The organism is Acinetobacter sp. CIP 64.7 (genome assembly GCF_000369745.1).
GTDB lineage: Bacteria > Pseudomonadota > Gammaproteobacteria > Pseudomonadales > Moraxellaceae > Acinetobacter > Acinetobacter fasciculus.
Genome location: NZ_KB850178.1, coordinates 342,024 through 358,443, shown reverse-complemented (window position 1 = coordinate 358,443; position 16,420 = coordinate 342,024). Strand labels below are relative to the sequence as shown.

The window sequence follows — 16,420 nt, the reverse complement described above, 5'->3', positions numbered from 1 at the left end:
AATGTTTTTTATTGTCGCGCTAAACGAATAGGGCGAGGCATCCATGTTAAATCCGATACACGGCAAGGGTTGATATCCAATCCACCACGGCGTGTATAGGTTGCGTAGACCATCAGCTTTTCTGGTTTCAGTTGCTGCCAGATATCGGCAAACATCTGCTCCACACATTGTTCGTGGAAACCATTATGCTGACGGTAGGAAATAATATAAGCTAAAATACTCTTATAACAAGGTTTTTTACCCTGATAACGTATAAAAACTGTTCCCCAGTCTGGCTGGCCAGTGACTGGGCAGTTACTTCTGAGTAAATGTGAATATAACTGGATTTCGCCTTCTGCTACATCATCCGCATCCAAAGCCAATAAACTTGCATCTGGATGATTTTCCAGACGCTCAGGTGTAAGCTCATCAATACAGATACCTTCCGGCTTGCTAATCTCTAGCTCATCGATCTGAAACAGTTGCAGTTTGACTTCATCTTCAGCTGCAGCAGATAAATCTTTTTCGACCGTCGTGATAAAGGCATCTTGAGATGCAAATTTGGCAAAATTCAGACTATTGAAATACAGCTTCAAGGATTTGGATTCAATCAGATTCGGCGAGGACGCTGGCAAGCTAATGCGGCCAATGGCGACTTGCGGCACACCGGCTGAATTTAACCAGGAAATTTCAAACACATGCCACCAGTCAGCACCTTGCTGAATCGCTTCGACATGTGCGTATTGTTCACGGGCAGGCGCGCGCGAAATCGGAAACAGAACATCAGGCTGATATTCTGTCGGGTAATTGGTGTCTTTACCAAGGAGAGATTGTTCTACACTCATTATTCACGCATTCCTGAACCACGGGAGAGTAAATGATAGGCCACTGCATACAGCACGGCACAACATAAGGTAATCACGGTCAGTGAAATGGCAACATTGACATCGCTATGTCCTAAAATGCCATAGCGGAAAGCATTGACCATATACACGACAGGATTAATTAAAGATAAATTTTGCCAGAATGGGCTTAAGCTCGAAATAGCATAAAACACACCACCTAAATAGGTCAGTGGCGTTAACACAAAAGTCGGGATGATCGAGATATCATCGAAAGATTTGGCATAGACGGCATTGATAAAACCACCCAAGGAAAACAGCAGGGAAGTAATCAAGACTGTATATATAGTCACAAACCAGTTGGTGATGTATAAATCGGCAAAAAATAAGCTCACGGCACTGACAATAATCGCAACTAATATGCCACGAATCACACCACCCAATACATGACCCCATAAAATGGCATGCATCGGTACAGGACTCATAATCAGTTCTTCAATGCTTTTTTGAAATTTTGAGCTGAAGAAACTAGATGAGACGTTGGCATAGCTGTTGGTGATCACGGCCATCATAATCAGACCGGGCACAATGAACTCCATATAACTATAGCCGCCCATTTCTCCAATGCGTGAGCCGACCAGATTACCAAAGATCACGAAGTACAGGCTCATGGTGATTGCAGGTGGCAACAGGGTTTGTGGCCAGATGCGCATAAAGCGACGCACTTCTTTATAGATAATGGTATATAAAGCTACGCTGAGCTGATTAATGTTCATTGCGCAGCTCCATCCAGATTTTTCTCGACCATTTTCACAAAAAGTTCTTCCAGACGGTTGGATTTATTGCGCATACTGCGCACCTGAATATTCTGTGATTCCAGCAACTGGAACAGATCATTTATGCTATGTGCCTTGTCCATAGTGATTTCTAAGGTCATCGGATCGATCAGGTTAAATCGCACGCCGATAATATCCAGATGTAAAGGTTCAATCGGTTCGGCCAGATCAAAAATAAACGATTCTTCATTGAGCTGACTCAGGAAGCTTTTCATGGTGGTGTCTTCTTTAATCACACCGCGATCGATAATCGCAATACGGCGACACAGCATTTCCGCTTCTTCTAGATAATGCGTGGTCAGAATGATGGAGGTGCCTTTTTCATTCATCTCGTTCAAAAATTCCCACATCGAACGACGCAACTCAATATCAACGCCAGCTGTCGGTTCATCCAGAATCAGCAGTTTCGGTTCGTGCATCATGGCACGCGCAATCATCAGGCGACGTTTCATCCCGCCGGATAACATGCGGGCCTGAGTGGAACGCTTTTCCCATAAACCCAGTTTGGTCAGATAAAGCTCCGCCCGTTCCTGTGCAATTTTTTTAGGAATGCCGTAATAGCCTGCCTGAGTCACCAAAATATCGAAGGTTTTTTCAAACTGGGCAAAGTTGAATTCCTGAGGCACTACGCCTAGGCACTGTTTGGCCTGAGAGGGGTGGATATCCAGATTATGACCAAAAATTTCGACTGTACCGGAGGTTTTTTTTGTTAATGAGCTGATAATACCGATGGTAGTAGATTTTCCTGCGCCATTAGGACCCAATAGCGCATAAAATTCACCTTCTGGTACATTTAAGTTAATTCCTTTCAATGCCTGAAAGCCATTGCGATAGGTCTTTGACACATCCCTTAAGATCAGTGCATCAGTCATGAATATCTCAAATGGTGAAAAGTTGAGATATTGTGAGTGATCTCGCAAAATAAGCCAAGTGATTCACACGCAATTCTGTGTTGCTGTTTTGGAACATTGTATAAAGCTTAAGCATAAAAATGATGAAGTTAGAGATAGTTGCTTTACCTTATGCTTTTTTTTGTTATGATGTGCGCGATCCAAAAAAGATGCGCTCATAGCTCAACTGGATAGAGTACAGGTCTCCGAAGCCTGTGGCGTGGGTTCGAGTCCCGCTGAGCGCACCATTTATTTAATCTATAAATCTGAAAAATAAATCAAATTAGTAACGCACACAGTTGCGGCCATCATCTTTCGCCCGATAAAGATTGTTATCGGCAATTTTCAAAACGTCTAGAATATTTTTAGAACTGTCTGGCCAAGAAGCAATACCAATCGAAATGCTGATGAAACCTATGTTGTGAATTTCTTTACATGCAATCTCTTTTCTGAACCTTTCTGCACTTTCATAAACTTCAGTAAGATTGCTGTTCGGTATAATAATGATAAATTCTTCACCGCCATAACGGCAGCAAATATCATCTTTACGAAATTTTTGCTGCATCGTCTTGGCAATATGCTTTAAGACAACATCACCTTGATCATGACCGTAATTGTCATTAATGTTTTTAAAATGATCAACATCCATCAGAAGCACTGAAAAAGGGATGTTCATTTTCATGTTTTGAGTCATGACATAATTCAAACCACGACGATTCATCAAGCCGGTTAAAGGATCTGTATTAATATGATGATCCATCTTGCTCATTTGTTGTGAAAATTTTCGAACACTCAGCAGTAGGGCTAACTTGAATTTTGTGACCTCATAGTACCAGGGCTGGATATCCTTAATTTTTGAGCCGATTTCTGCCTGATTCAGTAAACTCGCCATATCTGCCAGTTGGTTCAATGGGGCCGAGATAGAATCAGACAGTCGCCATACAATATAAAAAACAAGCAGATAAAATAAAAAGAATCCTGCGGCTAATTTATAGAGGATAGAATTTGCCTGTTTAAGTAAGTCATGGGTAGGTTGCTGGGAAACCACGATCCAGTTTGAAGTCGGAATATGAGAAAAACCTGCCAGATTATCAACGCCCTGGCTGTTGATTAAACGAATTTGACCATTTTTATGCGCATGCATATATTCCAGACTAGTATTATTGCTGGCCCATTGCCCAATTCTTTCACGATCCGGATGAAAAATAATTTTATTTTCATTGTTAATCACATACATATAACTATTCTTATAATTTTTATAAGTGGTTAGAAGCTGATTAATTACATTTTTTTCTTTTAAATAAATCGCTGAACCGATGAAGCCCTGATAGTGATTTGACTTGTCAAAAATAGGTTGAGATATAAACACGATCATGTTTTTTTGCACAGAAAAATAGGGTGAAGATATATAAGTCGATTTTTTATGGAGAGAGTCAATAATCCCTTGAGTATGTTGTATTTTGCTTTTATCAATATTCAGAATATTCGGTGAAAAATTGATTAGTCTGCCTTGAGTATCACTGATTACGACACTGTTATAATGTTCAGACTGATATTTTAATTTATTGACCTCGGCTTCTCTCAGCTCATTGTTATTAAAGTCTTGACCTAATATCTTGGCACTATAGTCCAGTTCAAGAAGCATATTTCTAAAATGGTTGTCTGTGCTTAATGCAATTTTATGTGCATGGTCAGCATTTAAGGCAAGGGAATTGTCGATTAACTGATTTTTGACGATCTGATAGCTAATAATGAGAGAAATAATAAAAAGGCTAGACACACTAAAAATAGCCAATAAAAGTATTAACTGCCTTAAATTGAGATCAAGGTGTTTCCTAAAATTATTAGCTGACATAAAAAATTAGATATATCTCGATGTATTTATGAGCATTGTATTGCATTTATATTCAATGTTTAAGGTTGATATAAAATTAAATTTCTATTAAGTAGGAGTTTTTATTTTGATCAAATTTAGAGTTTACAGATCGATTGCATGTAAATAGGGTAGCTTTGAAAAGCTGAGTAGGATTCTGAATATTTGACTATGCTGCAAATAAAAATAGGGTATTTAACGTCCAGAAAATCAATTGAATAATTTTGGTTTCCTCATGTAAGTAATTAAATACTCAGACAAAAATATGGTTAATTGACCTTAATGAGGAGATTGAATTATCGCCAATTTTTGAAAATAACCTTTTAAAATTAGTCGTATAGATTCTATGACAGCAGTTTCTTTGAATATTGCGTCCTTTTCCGGAAGTATTTTTTCATAAAAAATCATATTCGAGTTTAAATTTTGAAGCGCTTATTAGAGGTTAGGAAAGAAAGTATTGAGCGGGCTATTCAATCGGAAATCGTATACTTAATAAGATATTTTTCTAGAAATCAATGAATTAAATAAAGATGATATAAATACAAAATTCTTCGGATGGCAAGCCATAAATATTCTAATCTGCTTTAAAAAAATGACAATTGAAATCTTGTATAAGTCTTCTTTTAGAAGTGTAAAAGGGTATTGTCGGTTAAAAAAATACTGCTATATTGAACTCATGGTAGGTCGTAAAACCAATAAGACGCTACCGATAAGTTGGACGGATCAATGACAGTTAGTTGAGTTTGATGTTTATCACCAGACAATAAATCTAGCACTAGCCATCCAACACAGAGCTCGCAGAAATGCGAGCTTTTTTAATGTCTGCGCAATTCATTCAGTTTAATATTCTTTTTCTTATAATCCATCCAGATAAAAAAGTTTACATTGCCAAATTCGCTAACATCTTGAAGATTAATCGCTTGGCTAATTATGGTATAAAAAACTGCAAATTGGATAATGAGAGAGGAAGGAAAAATGTCAAAGATAATTGATATCAAGGTGAAAGATCAATTTAGCCAAGTGACTGAGGCGAAAGCGATGCTGCGTTCCTTTGCAGAGCACAACACTCATCATGCAGCTGAGTTGGTCAAAAAAATTGAACATATCGTGGTAGATGGTGAAACGATTCTGCCGAGTATTGAGTTGTTGTTTGAAAGCCAAAAATCTTCAAATATTTATCGCGTTGTCGAATAATTTAATCAGTGAACTTCAGATAGGTAGAAAAAAATTGAACTTATTTATCCGAAATCACCGATTCAGTAGTTAAAAAACTCACCATTTAGGTGAGTTTTTTATACTTTGGTATTTGCTAGCTTAGAGGTGGTCCCACTTGTTTGAACAACTAAAAGCTTATTTATAAGTGATATTCTGCTCTAGTTAAGCTACCTTATTTTGTTGTGGTAGCTGGTCATAGTAAAACTCATCTGGAGTCATTTTGTCCAGACTCGAATGAGGTCGTTTCAAATTATAAAATTCAAAATATGCGTTTAATTGCTTCTTCGCATCCAAAACATTGCTGTAGGCTTTGAGATAAACCTCCTCATATTTAACGCTCCGCCATAATCGTTCAATCATCACATTATCGACCCAACGACCTTTACCGTCCATGCTGATTTGGATGTCATTTGATTTTAACACTTCAATAAACGCATCACTGGTAAATTGACTGCCTTGGTCTGTATTAAAGATTTCAGGTCGACCATATTTTTCAATAGCTTCATTTAATGTTTCTATACAAAATGCAACCTCCATACTAATCGATACGCTATGGGCAAGCACCTTGCGGCTGTACCAATCAATCACAGCACATAAGTAGACAAAGCCTTTTGCCATAGGGATATATGTTATATCCGTTGCCCACACTTGATTACTCCGTTGAATATTCAATCCTTTGAGCAGATATGGATATTTACGGTGAGCTTGATTGGCCTGACTTAGATTTGGTTTACGATATAACGCATTAATGCCCATTTTTTTCATTAAAGTACGTGTATGACGTCGTCCTATATGATGTCCTTGACGGTTCAATAAATCACGCATCATACGGCTACCTGCAAAAGGGTATTGCATATGTAATTCATCAATACAGCGCATCAGCTTCAGATCTGATGCACTCACAGGTTTTGGGCGATAGTAATAACAACCACGGGAGACTTTCAGTAGCTTAGCTTGCTTAGATACTGAAATCTGAAGTGAGTCGTCGATTAACTTTTGTGGTTGAAGCGGCCCAGTTTCTTCAACACACCTTCTAAAAAATCAATTTCTAATGCCTGCTCACCGATTTTTGCATGTAGTTTTTTTAGATCAATGGGTGGTTCTGCTGGAGCTTTTGATTGATCGAAGGCTTGCGAGGAAGCCGAAATCAATTGATTTTTCCAGTCAATAATTTGGTTTTGATGAACATCAAATTCAGCACTCAATTCAGCAAGTGTTTTTTCTGCTTTAATCGCAGCAAGTGCTACCTTAGCTTTAAAGTCATTTGAATGATTTCTTCTTGGTCTACGTGTCATAAAATACTCCATATATTGATGTTTATAACATCATTTGGGGAGCAAAATATCACTTATAGGTGTTGTTCAAATTTCCTGATCCACCTCTCTTGGATGCTAATGTGTGCAGCTATAATCAGAAGCTGATTCAATCTCTAAGAGAAGACAACGTGATAGTGAGCCTTGATTGGCCGAAGAAATTTCCCATAGCAATAAAAAAGCTCGCTGGAGTGAGCAAGTATTTAAATCTGTTTAAGCTGCAAATTCACATCATATTTTTCAAATTCTTTTAGAATCTGCGCTAAAGTTTGCTGTGCAGTTGTATGCTCAGGGCTTAAAGAAATTTCCTGACAAGTCGTGCTGTCAAAACATTCAATGGCCTGAATCAGCCAATGATGCTCAAGGGGACTTTTTTGAATCAACACAAGGCGCGGTTGCAAGCTGTCACTGATCTGGCGGGGAAGCACATAGGTAATCGCCAATTGCACAAATTGCAGTTCTTCAACCGGACTTAAAAAGGTGATCACCCAGTTGCCAACTTTACTCAGTTGCATGGGATTATCGAACGCATCGAATTCTAAATAATGTGACATATACATGATCCAATCGGATGTCTATGCTCACTATATGGCGGGATTGTAATTCTTTTTCTATCACGCTTAAGTCAGATATTTCGAGCTTTAAATTTCGCTTAAATATAAATATATCCAATAACCAATTAGTTATCTTAAATAATTAAAGCTGCCTCATTGTTAAAATCTTTAAGAGTTTAAAAGACTAAGATATTCTTATTCAGGCGCTTCATTTTGCTGCAATTGATCTAAAGCAAAATTAATCTGCTTCAGAATGTGATTCAATTCTTGAGGCGCAATGCGACTTTCCTGAAGTGATGTGATCCATTGCATTTGACACAGTTTCAAACTGCGCACATCCGGTGCCTGTAAAATATGGTGAATTTGCTGCTTGGCCATCAAGCCACAATATTTTTGTAAGCTTTCCATCATCATATATTTGAGGTCTTCAAAAGACATGAGTTTGAGTTCAGGCAGCTTTTTTGCATGGCTTGAATCCGTTTCAGCAGATGGAATGTCCTGCGCTACTTTAATGGATTCCATCTCAGGATGGAGTTCTTTTGTCGCAGAAGCTGCTGCTATCGATGAGTCCAACGATCGGTGAATCTCGGAGTGTGCCAGGTCAACTTTTGTATCTGTTCTTGCATCAGCCTGCTTTTGACTGATGGCTACCTCGCCCGTTTCAGCTGGAATAATTAAATCCATGGCATAAAGCTGATCTAAGAGTTCGGCAGGAGCAAGCTGTTGTTTTAAGCCATCATTTAATAAGTTGAAATCCTGGCTGCCGATCAGAACCAGTAAGCGGCGTTGGCGTGCGGTCAGTGGGATGGAGCGATCCTGTAGCACCTCGATCCCACGTTGAGTTTTATAAAAATGCATCATAGCTGAATAGATTGTTGCTAAAATTCAGCTAGAGCATAGTCTGTGAAAATTACATTAATATGAAGTATTTATTAAAATACTGAGGTTTGTTTTGATAAAACCTATAATGTCGTGATCGCCGTATTTTCAAGGGCCTTACGTAAATAAGGATCCAGTTCATCCTGACGCAATAGCCATTGCACATAGTCAGTAGGAAGTTCGGCGATGGCAGTACCGCGATGTTTGCCAAAATTAATCGTACGTGGAATTCGGGCATCTTCAGAAGCATCGAATAATTCCTGCATACTGTTGATTTTTAAATGATGCACAATATGCATCAAAATATTGGCAGTTAAAATAATATCCATATCGGCACGATGTGCTTTACGAATCATTTCACGCGCTCTTTCGCTGCCTTTGGTGATCATATAAATCAGTGCAGAAATATTGTGTGCTTCTGCATCTGGCCAGACCCGACGAGCTAAAGCCAAGGTGCAAATTGCCTTGATTTTTGAAGTATCTACACCACATTTTTCGATGGCACGGACGTCATAATCAATATTATGGCCGATCATGTAGACGGTTTCATCAGGTAGGCGAAAGGTAGTGTAATGCGGCTGACCTTCCAGATCCGATTCCAGAATATGATGCACGGCCATGGCAGCAAAAGAAATGGCTTCGTCACATGAATAAAGCTGATCAAACAGGCGGCTTTTATCCAGACTGATTTTATGCTCTACAATTTCGACAGGCGCATAAGCAATTTCGATGGGTTGACCATTTAAAGTATGCGTTTCGGTATCAAGAATAATGGCCTGCATGTCGGAAATGTGCCTGAAAAGAGAGGAGAGTAAAATCTAACATTATTATTTTGCAACTGACAATTGAATTGCTTTATTTCTGTATTAATTGCAGGCTTTTTAACGTATGACGACTATTTGTATAGTTCTGAAAAGGGGAAATTCTCTATTTTTAAGTTTGCTGATTTCATAATAAATATAAACTGACGCGAATTTAATAGAAAAAATAACGCATTCTTTTCTTGATATTGTTTAGATAAATTGGGAAATTACATGTAGTTTTATCGTTTGTTAAAGATAAAACCAGAAAAACTCATTAGAGACGATAATAAATAAGATAAGGATAAGATCGATGAAACGTCAAGTATTGACCTGTGCTCTTCTCACATTAAGTGTAGCCTTAACTGCTTGTAACGATGATAGTGATAATGATCGTTTTTACGAGTCCAAACCTGCTGTTCCAGTAAATAATATCGATAATCCAGTCGTGGCAACACCTGTAGCCTATACTCAAACGGATTTCTCCGGGATCGCTGACGAAAGTGTGATCATGACTTATAAGATGTTAGGAATTAATGGTAAGGAAACACAAGCTACTGCATTAGTTTTCACACCCGAGGGAACGCCTCCAGCTACAGGCTGGCCAATTGTGGCATGGGCACATGGAACTACCGGTGTAGCTGATCAGTGTGCGCCGAGTCGAAAAGCGCTGAATGATTATATTAAAGCCATGATTGGCGGGTTTCTCCAAGCTGGCTATATTGTAGTGGCACCTGACTATGAAGGTTTAGGAGAGCCAAGTGGAAAAGAACTTCATCCTTTCTTGAATCTGAAAAGTGAAGCTTATTCTATTACTGATGCAGTTGTGGCTGCACGAAATTATTTAGGTTCACAAGCGTCCAATCAATGGGTTGCAGTAGGGCATTCTCAAGGTGGCCAGGCAGCTTTAGGCGCTGCGCAATATGCAGCACGTGCTTCTAAGATGACCTATAAAGGTACGGTAGCTTTAGCACCTGCTTCTAATTTTAGCCTGATTTTGTCAGGTGGTGAGACGCAAGCTGGACAAGAAACCGATCTGGGTAAAAAGATTGAAACTTTGGCGTCTTTAGATACGTTCACGGCATTGATTACTGCCGGTTTACGTAATCCAAACCCAAATCTGCAATATAGCCAGATTTTTAAAACACCGACTGACCAGATCGCTAAGAATGCGGAAACTGATTGCTATGATGTACTGGGTAATAAATTTGGTGCTGCAATGGGACAGTATGCTCAAAATAACGGAACTTTAGAAGGATATCCTCGTACTCAAACTAACTTTATGAGTATTCCAGTCGTAAAGAGCTTCTTGGAAAAAGATTCTCAGCCTTTACTTGTTAAAGTTTCTACGCCAGTGATTATTTATCAGGGTTCAGCAGATAGTACCGTTCCGAAAGCAGCAACAGATGTTTTGGTTGCACTCGCCAATCAGAAACAAACTTCAGTACGTTATATTACGGATGAGTCAAATGCGACTAAATGGGATCATGGTAGCGTCTATGCACTGAATATTCCTAATATTATTTCAGATGTAAAATCTCTAATGCCAATTCAATAACTTATTTTTATCTGAATGGCTCATGTTTTTTTAGATATGAGCCATTTTTATTGCAAACTGAATAAAGTTCATGATCGAAAATTTAAAACTTCATGCTACAATACGCGCCAATCTTAGCACGGCTTAAAAGCCCTAAATCAATAGGACCTCGCTAATGTTTGCCAATATCTCTATCGCTGAATTTGATCCAGAATTAGCTCAAGCAATCTCGAATGAAGATGCTCGTCAAGAAGCTCATATTGAGCTAATCGCTTCTGAAAACTACTGCTCACCAGCAGTTATGGAAGCTCAAGGTTCAAAACTTACTAACAAATATGCGGAAGGCTACCCAGGTAAACGCTACTATGGCGGTTGCGAGTATGTAGACGTTATCGAACAATTGGCGATTGACCGTGCTAAAGAACTCTTTGGTGCTGATTATGCTAACGTTCAGCCACATGCTGGTTCACAAGCAAACTCAGCAGTTTACTTAGCGCTTCTTAACCCAGGCGATACAGTTCTGGGTATGAGCCTTGCTCACGGTGGTCACTTGACTCACGGTGCAAAAGTAAGCTTCTCTGGTAAAACATATAACGCGATTCAGTACGGTTTAAATCCTGTAACTGGCGAGATCGATTACGAAGAAGTTGAGCGTTTGGCGCTTGAGCACAAGCCACGCATGATCGTTGCTGGTTTCTCTGCATACAGCCAAATCGTTGACTGGCAGCGTTTCCGTGAAATCGCGGACAAAGTTGGCGCTTATCTGTTTGTTGATATGGCTCACGTTGCAGGTTTGGTTGCCGCTGGCGTTTACCCAAGCCCGGTGCAAATCGCTGACGTTACTACGACTACGACTCACAAAACACTTCGTGGTCCACGTTCAGGTCTGATCCTTGCGAAAGCAAACGAAGAAATCGAGAAGAAACTTCAATCGGCTGTATTCCCAGGCAACCAGGGTGGTCCTTTGGTTCACGCGATTGCTGCGAAAGCAATCTGCTTCAAAGAAGCAATGGCACCTGAATACAAAGCTTATCAGCAACAAGTAGTTGTGAATGCGAAAGCAATGGCTGAAGTATTAATCGCTCGTGGTTATGACGTAGTTTCTGGTGGTACTGAAAACCACTTGTTCTTGTTGTCTTTAATCAAACAAGACATCACAGGTAAAGAAGCTGACGCTTGGTTAGGTGCTGCTCACATTACTGTGAACAAAAACTCTGTACCAAACGATCCACGCTCTCCGTTCGTCACTTCAGGTATCCGTATCGGTACACCTGCAGTAACAACTCGCGGTTTTGGCGAAGCTGAAGTGCGTGAACTTGCAGGCTGGATCGCTGACATCCTAGATGCTAAAGGCGATGAAGCTGTTATCAACGCGGTGAAAGAGAAAGTTGCAGCGGTATGTGCTAAATTCCCAGTTTATGCATAATCGCTTATAAACGGAAAGGAGCTCCCAACCGGGAGCTTTTTTTATAGCTGTAAAAATAACGATGTAAAAGATGTTTAGACTTGATCGGGCTTATATAGATCAATTTCCATGCCGTAAGAGATTGAGTCATCAATAAAATCATATTGAGTTTTTCTCAATCTGGCTTAAAGTCTTTTATCAACTATTTGTATTTTTAAATGCTTTAAAAGAATGAATGCATTCGTTGCATGCTTTGCTTGAAATTATTTACAGGAATTATTTTCAGAACCTGACACTTTAAAAATAATAGGTTATTGAGCTGAAGATCATGGTAGATGAAGCGCTTGAGTGAATCCCATGTTACTGTAAGGTGGTGCTGATATAAGCGCCGTGAATGACATCATTCTTTTTATTTAAACGTTATATGGATCGGTATCATTTGAATATGGGTAAATCCTGTATTTAAAAATGCTGCTGGCGGTTGATTGATTAATTTTTCATTTATGCATTAAACAAGGTAATAAGGATGACTAAACCCAACATTATTTTATCTGAGCAAGATTTACATCGTCTGGAAACGATGCTGGAGAATCAGAGCAAGCTGAGCGAAACCATGATCCGCTTAGAGGATGAATTGGCACGTGCCGAAGTGGTCGAGCCGCAAGCGATCGCAAGCAATATCGTGACCATGCATTCCCGTGTGTTGTTGACCATTGCACCTTCTACGGAAGCTGTTGAGGTGACACTAGTTTACCCACACGAATTTAAAGGTGAAAAGGGGCAGGTCAATGTCATCGCACCGATAGGTGCAGCCATTTTGGGCTTAGCAGAAGGTCAAACCATTGAATGGCCACAACCGGATGGTAATACCATGAAAGTGACCATTGAAAAAGTGCTGTTTCAGCCGGAGAGCGAAGGGGATTATCTTTAAGCCAGCGTTGGATCATCCTTGAAAGCCATAGCAATATGGCTTTTTTGTATATGGATTTTAAGTAAAACCTGGTGTTGTAAGCATTTAGATCAGATTGAATACATTTTAAAGTTCTAAATGCTTAAAGTTAAACAATTCTCAAGATGCTACGTAGCCATTTATCTCTGTAATTGGATTGTCTTGCCAAAATCATAATTAAAATAAAGATAAAACATGCATTTAGTTAAAGTGATGTAACGAATTTCTGGATAAATATACACAACGCAGTCTGTTTTTTTGCTACATTCGAAGATGTTCTAGACTTCTTTGTTTCACTTTTTTTAAAGGATATCGCCTCAACCATGTCGCGCTTTGAAGCTCTACCTGCCTTGACTGACATGATGCTTGATCGTGAGGAAATTCTGGCGATTAAGCGTAATGAGCTTGTGCCTGTACTGGATAATCAATATGGGCTGAATCATTATGCAGATGCTTTGATTCAGGCACAGTCCGTTCTACTGAATGGTGTAGACCCGCACTTGACCCAACAGTTAAGCCATACCATTGAGCAATTGATTCAGGCTTTGGCAGAATCTAAAAAATATCTGAAAAAACGTAAATTTAATGCCCTACAGAAATGGCTAGGCATCGATCTGGATTATGGCTCAAGTCAGGTGGAATATTATCAACGGCTAGACCGTTTGCTCGATCAGGCCGATCACTTAAGCCGTAAATTACAGATTGAAATTCAGAAATCGCAGTCGCGTTTTCAGCAGCTTTTGGGTTTGCGCGAACAGATGGCCAAGCACATTGTCGCTGCAGATGAGTTTTTATCTGAATATCCACTGTTCGTCAAAAACCAGCATCCACTGGATAGTTTTTCAGAACGTCTCTCCAAGAAAATTAATACCTTACGTACCTTGCAAAGCAGTAATGACATCGCTATTACCCAGATGCAGCTTTCGCAGCAGCTTTCCTTTAGCCTGCTGGATCGCTTTAAGGAAGCACAGCAGGTCTTGATTCCGGCCTGGCAATATCATGTCAAACAAAGCCAGACGAAACACTCGACAAGTGATCTGGAAAAACTTGATAATAGCCGTGAGAGTCTGATTAAAACGTTAAAAAAATCCCTCGAGAAACCCTCGAAAACATAACAATATAAGGTGAACTATGACCAAGTCTGATTTAGTAAATTTACCTGTTGAAAGCTCGAATGAACTGGTCGAACAAAAATTCCAGCAAATGGACCTGAAAGAACTGGGCTTACAGCCTGCTGACTTTCAGGAGGTGCTGGCTGCACGTAAAGAGTTGCAGAACATGAGTCATAACAGCGTGGCTGAATATGGCAAAAATATTGCGACCAAAACTTCGACCTATACCGATGAATTACTGAATCTGGTGCAAAATAGAGATCTGGATGCGACAGGACAGAAGCTGAATCAGGTGGTACAGGTGGCTCAGCAGCTGAATACCAGCAGTATTCTCAATAAAAAGAAAAGTTCGGGTTTTTTTGGCAATATCATTAGCAAATTCAAAGGTGCGAAAGATAACTTTGATGCGCATTTCAATACCACTAAAGAGCAGCTAGATGTACTGGTGAAAGAGATTGAAACCTCGCAATCCGGTTTGAAAGCACGTGTTGATACCCTGGATAAAATGTTTGACGGGGTACAGGATGAATATAAACAGCTCGGGGTACATATCGCCGCAGGCCGTTTACGCGAACAGGAGCTGCAGCAGGAAATTTCCACTTTAACCGCCTTGCCGCAAGATCAGAGCACCACCCAGAAAATTTATGACCTGAACCATCTGGCCAATAATCTGGAAAAACGTGTCAGTGATTTACAGGTATTGCAGCAATCTGCCATGCAGACCTTGCCAATGATCCGGATTATCCAGTCGAATAACCTGATGCTGGTCGACAAGTTCTATGCGATCAAAAACATTACTTTACCGGCGTGGAAAAACCAGATCAGTCTCGCAATTTCATTGAGCGAACAGAAGAACAGTGTACAGCTGGCCAATACCATTGATGATGCCACCAATGAGCTGCTGCGCCGTAATGCTGACCTGTTACATCAGAACTCGGTCGATACTGCTAAAGCCAACCAGCGCTCGGTGATTGACATCGAAACGCTTGAACATGTGCAAAATACCCTCATTAAAACTGTAAATGATGTGATTCAGATCCAGAAAGAAGGTGTACAAAAACGCACAGAAGCAACCGTGCGTTTGAAAGCTTTGCAAGATAATCTGAATCATTTGGTGATTGAATCAAGTACCAGTGGATCCACGCCCAACTAAATCAGGTAGGGCCAAAATCTGAAAGAAGGAGTAGAGATTGCCGCCCTTAGATGAATACGCCGTTAAGCCTCAGGACATCAAGCAGGGGGTAGTTGCACTCAAGAAACGTCAACGCAATTTGATGCTATTGGGTTTGACTACTTCTACCATATTTATAGCCTCATTGATCAGCCTATTTTTCCAGCAGGAACTGGTCTATGGCTTTTTTGGCCTGAGTACCCAAGTACAGCAATTGCATTTACCGGTCAGTGTAGATGCCACACTGGCCAGCATTGGTGATAGTCCGGATTATTTTTTTAGTTTGCTGAGCTGGTTTGGCTGGCTGATTATTAAAATTTTTGCCTCTTTTATCGGTGCATTTTTTGTGATTGGCTTACTGAAAAAGTTGCGTTTCTTTTATGTTCGCTTTCAGTCTTTTGTGCTGAAATTTGTCGCCTGGCTGATTGCTTTTATCGTGATCTGGTCAGGATTGACTTACTGGCAGCATGATCTACGTAATGATCGGGATGATGCTTATCAGCAAGTGGTGTATTATGACAGCAATATTAATGACAGTGAAATTGCTCGTTATCTGGCTGATTCAGAGATTGCAGCACCGGTGAAATCTTATTTACTGGCGCAAACGGCATTGCTGCATAAGCCGCAGGATTTATCTGCCGCAAAACCTTATGTTTTAAACCTGGTTGAAGCAGAAAAACAGGATCCTAAATTTGAACAATATGGTTTCAAGCCTGAACAAATCTGGACCATGCAGCAACAGGTCTATGGTCAAGCCATGACACCAGTCGCCAAGAGTGTAAATACACAGGTGCAACAGGCGGATCAGTTAAATCAGATCACGAATCTGGTTATTATTGGTGTTGCTATTTTATCGGCACTACTTAGCCTAATCTTGTTTTTCTTGGCCAACTCAATCAAGGGTCGATCACTCCGTATCGAACAGCGGATTCATTAATTTCCCAAAATGCTCCTGAATAGGGAGCATTTTTTTGATAAAATTTCAATGCTATTTTTAAGATAACCTATTCAACTTGCTTAACACAGCTCAAAAATTTAAATAAGGCAGTAAAAAAAACTAGGTTT

At 39.9% G+C, this 16,420-nt stretch carries 15 protein-coding genes and 1 tRNA gene; 8 read left to right on the top strand and 8 right to left on the bottom strand.

The annotated features are described in order from the left end of the window. Positions 1 to 8: 8 nt before the first annotated feature. Genes queF through F890_RS03915 form a run of 3 tightly spaced genes read right to left on the bottom strand, consistent with a single transcriptional unit; the run spans position 9 to position 2,529 of the window. Positions 9 to 824 carry an NADPH-dependent 7-cyano-7-deazaguanine reductase QueF gene (queF, locus tag F890_RS03925; RefSeq protein WP_005265759.1) on the bottom strand — a complete coding sequence of 272 codons (816 nt, stop codon included), beginning with the start codon at positions 822 to 824 and terminating at the stop codon, positions 9 to 11. Next, positions 824 to 1,597 (bottom strand): ABC transporter permease, encoded by a 774-nt coding sequence (locus F890_RS03920; protein ID WP_004279041.1) that lies wholly within the window; start codon positions 1,595 to 1,597, stop codon positions 824 to 826. Before F890_RS03920 ends, queF begins: the two co-directional genes overlap by 1 nt. Further along, a complete protein-coding gene (locus F890_RS03915) occupies positions 1,594 to 2,529 on the bottom strand; it encodes an ABC transporter ATP-binding protein (protein ID WP_005265758.1) in 936 nt (311 codons plus the stop codon). Before F890_RS03915 ends, F890_RS03920 begins: the two co-directional genes overlap by 4 nt. Before the next feature lie 190 nt (positions 2,530 to 2,719). Here F890_RS03915 and F890_RS03910 point away from each other — a divergent pair. Then, positions 2,720 to 2,795: transfer RNA gene (locus F890_RS03910), tRNA-Arg, on the top strand. Between the two features lie 35 nt (positions 2,796 to 2,830). Here F890_RS03910 and F890_RS03905 read toward each other — a convergent pair. Continuing rightward, entirely contained in the window at positions 2,831 to 4,402 is a 1,572-nt protein-coding gene (locus F890_RS03905) for a sensor domain-containing diguanylate cyclase (RefSeq protein ID WP_005265757.1), read from the bottom strand. A 993-nt stretch (positions 4,403 to 5,395) separates the two neighbouring features. On the opposite strand from F890_RS03905, the gene F890_RS03895 reads away from it, so the two are divergent. Beyond that, the gene (locus F890_RS03895) at positions 5,396 to 5,614 is read left to right on the top strand and encodes a hypothetical protein (RefSeq protein WP_005265756.1); all 219 of its coding nucleotides are present in this window, start codon (positions 5,396 to 5,398) and stop codon (positions 5,612 to 5,614) included. A gap of 183 nt (positions 5,615 to 5,797) precedes the next feature. On the opposite strand, the gene F890_RS18020 is transcribed toward F890_RS03895, so the two are convergent. The 4 genes from F890_RS18020 to F890_RS03870 all read right to left on the bottom strand — a co-directional run bounded on the left by F890_RS18020 (position 5,798) and on the right by F890_RS03870 (position 9,163). Then, positions 5,798 to 6,930 (bottom strand): IS3 family transposase gene (locus F890_RS18020; protein WP_227548722.1). Its coding sequence is split into 2 segments (ribosomal slippage): positions 5,798 to 6,678 and positions 6,678 to 6,930, totalling 1,134 coding nucleotides; the frame shifts between segments, so codons are not numbered across the junction. 221 nt (positions 6,931 to 7,151) lie between these two features. Continuing rightward, on the bottom strand, positions 7,152 to 7,502 hold the full coding sequence (locus F890_RS03880; protein ID WP_005103625.1) for a hypothetical protein: 351 nt from the start codon (positions 7,500 to 7,502) through the stop codon (positions 7,152 to 7,154). A 195-nt stretch (positions 7,503 to 7,697) separates the two neighbouring features. Beyond that, positions 7,698 to 8,363: a hypothetical protein gene (locus tag F890_RS03875; RefSeq protein ID WP_005103624.1), complete on the bottom strand. Its 666-nt coding sequence runs from the start codon at positions 8,361 to 8,363 to the stop codon at positions 7,698 to 7,700. 101 nt (positions 8,364 to 8,464) lie between these two features. Beyond that, positions 8,465 to 9,163, bottom strand: coding sequence for a DUF3820 family protein (locus tag F890_RS03870; RefSeq protein WP_004279026.1), 699 nt, complete (start codon positions 9,161 to 9,163; stop codon positions 8,465 to 8,467). A 331-nt stretch (positions 9,164 to 9,494) separates the two neighbouring features. Here F890_RS03870 and F890_RS03865 point away from each other — a divergent pair, with 331 nt between their 5' ends. From F890_RS03865 to F890_RS03840, 6 genes are all read left to right on the top strand, one after another. Beyond that, positions 9,495 to 10,739, top strand: coding sequence for an alpha/beta hydrolase family protein (locus F890_RS03865; RefSeq protein ID WP_004731639.1), 1,245 nt, complete (start codon positions 9,495 to 9,497; stop codon positions 10,737 to 10,739). Between the two features lie 154 nt (positions 10,740 to 10,893). Further along, entirely contained in the window at positions 10,894 to 12,144 is a 1,251-nt protein-coding gene (glyA, locus tag F890_RS03860) for a serine hydroxymethyltransferase (protein ID WP_004279023.1), read from the top strand. Between the two features lie 505 nt (positions 12,145 to 12,649). Beyond that, positions 12,650 to 13,054: a nucleoside diphosphate kinase regulator gene (gene rnk / locus F890_RS03855; protein ID WP_004279022.1), complete on the top strand. Its 405-nt coding sequence runs from the start codon at positions 12,650 to 12,652 to the stop codon at positions 13,052 to 13,054. Positions 13,055 to 13,395: 341 nt separating this feature from the next. Further along, positions 13,396 to 14,187, top strand: coding sequence for a hypothetical protein (locus tag F890_RS03850; RefSeq protein ID WP_005265753.1), 792 nt, complete (start codon positions 13,396 to 13,398; stop codon positions 14,185 to 14,187). Positions 14,188 to 14,203: 16 nt separating this feature from the next. Continuing rightward, positions 14,204 to 15,337 (top strand): toxic anion resistance protein, encoded by a 1,134-nt coding sequence (locus tag F890_RS03845; RefSeq protein ID WP_005265752.1) that lies wholly within the window; start codon positions 14,204 to 14,206, stop codon positions 15,335 to 15,337. 37 nt (positions 15,338 to 15,374) lie between these two features. Then, positions 15,375 to 16,292 (top strand): hypothetical protein, encoded by a 918-nt coding sequence (locus tag F890_RS03840; RefSeq protein WP_004279019.1) that lies wholly within the window; start codon positions 15,375 to 15,377, stop codon positions 16,290 to 16,292. The last annotated feature ends 128 nt before the right edge of the window (positions 16,293 to 16,420 follow it).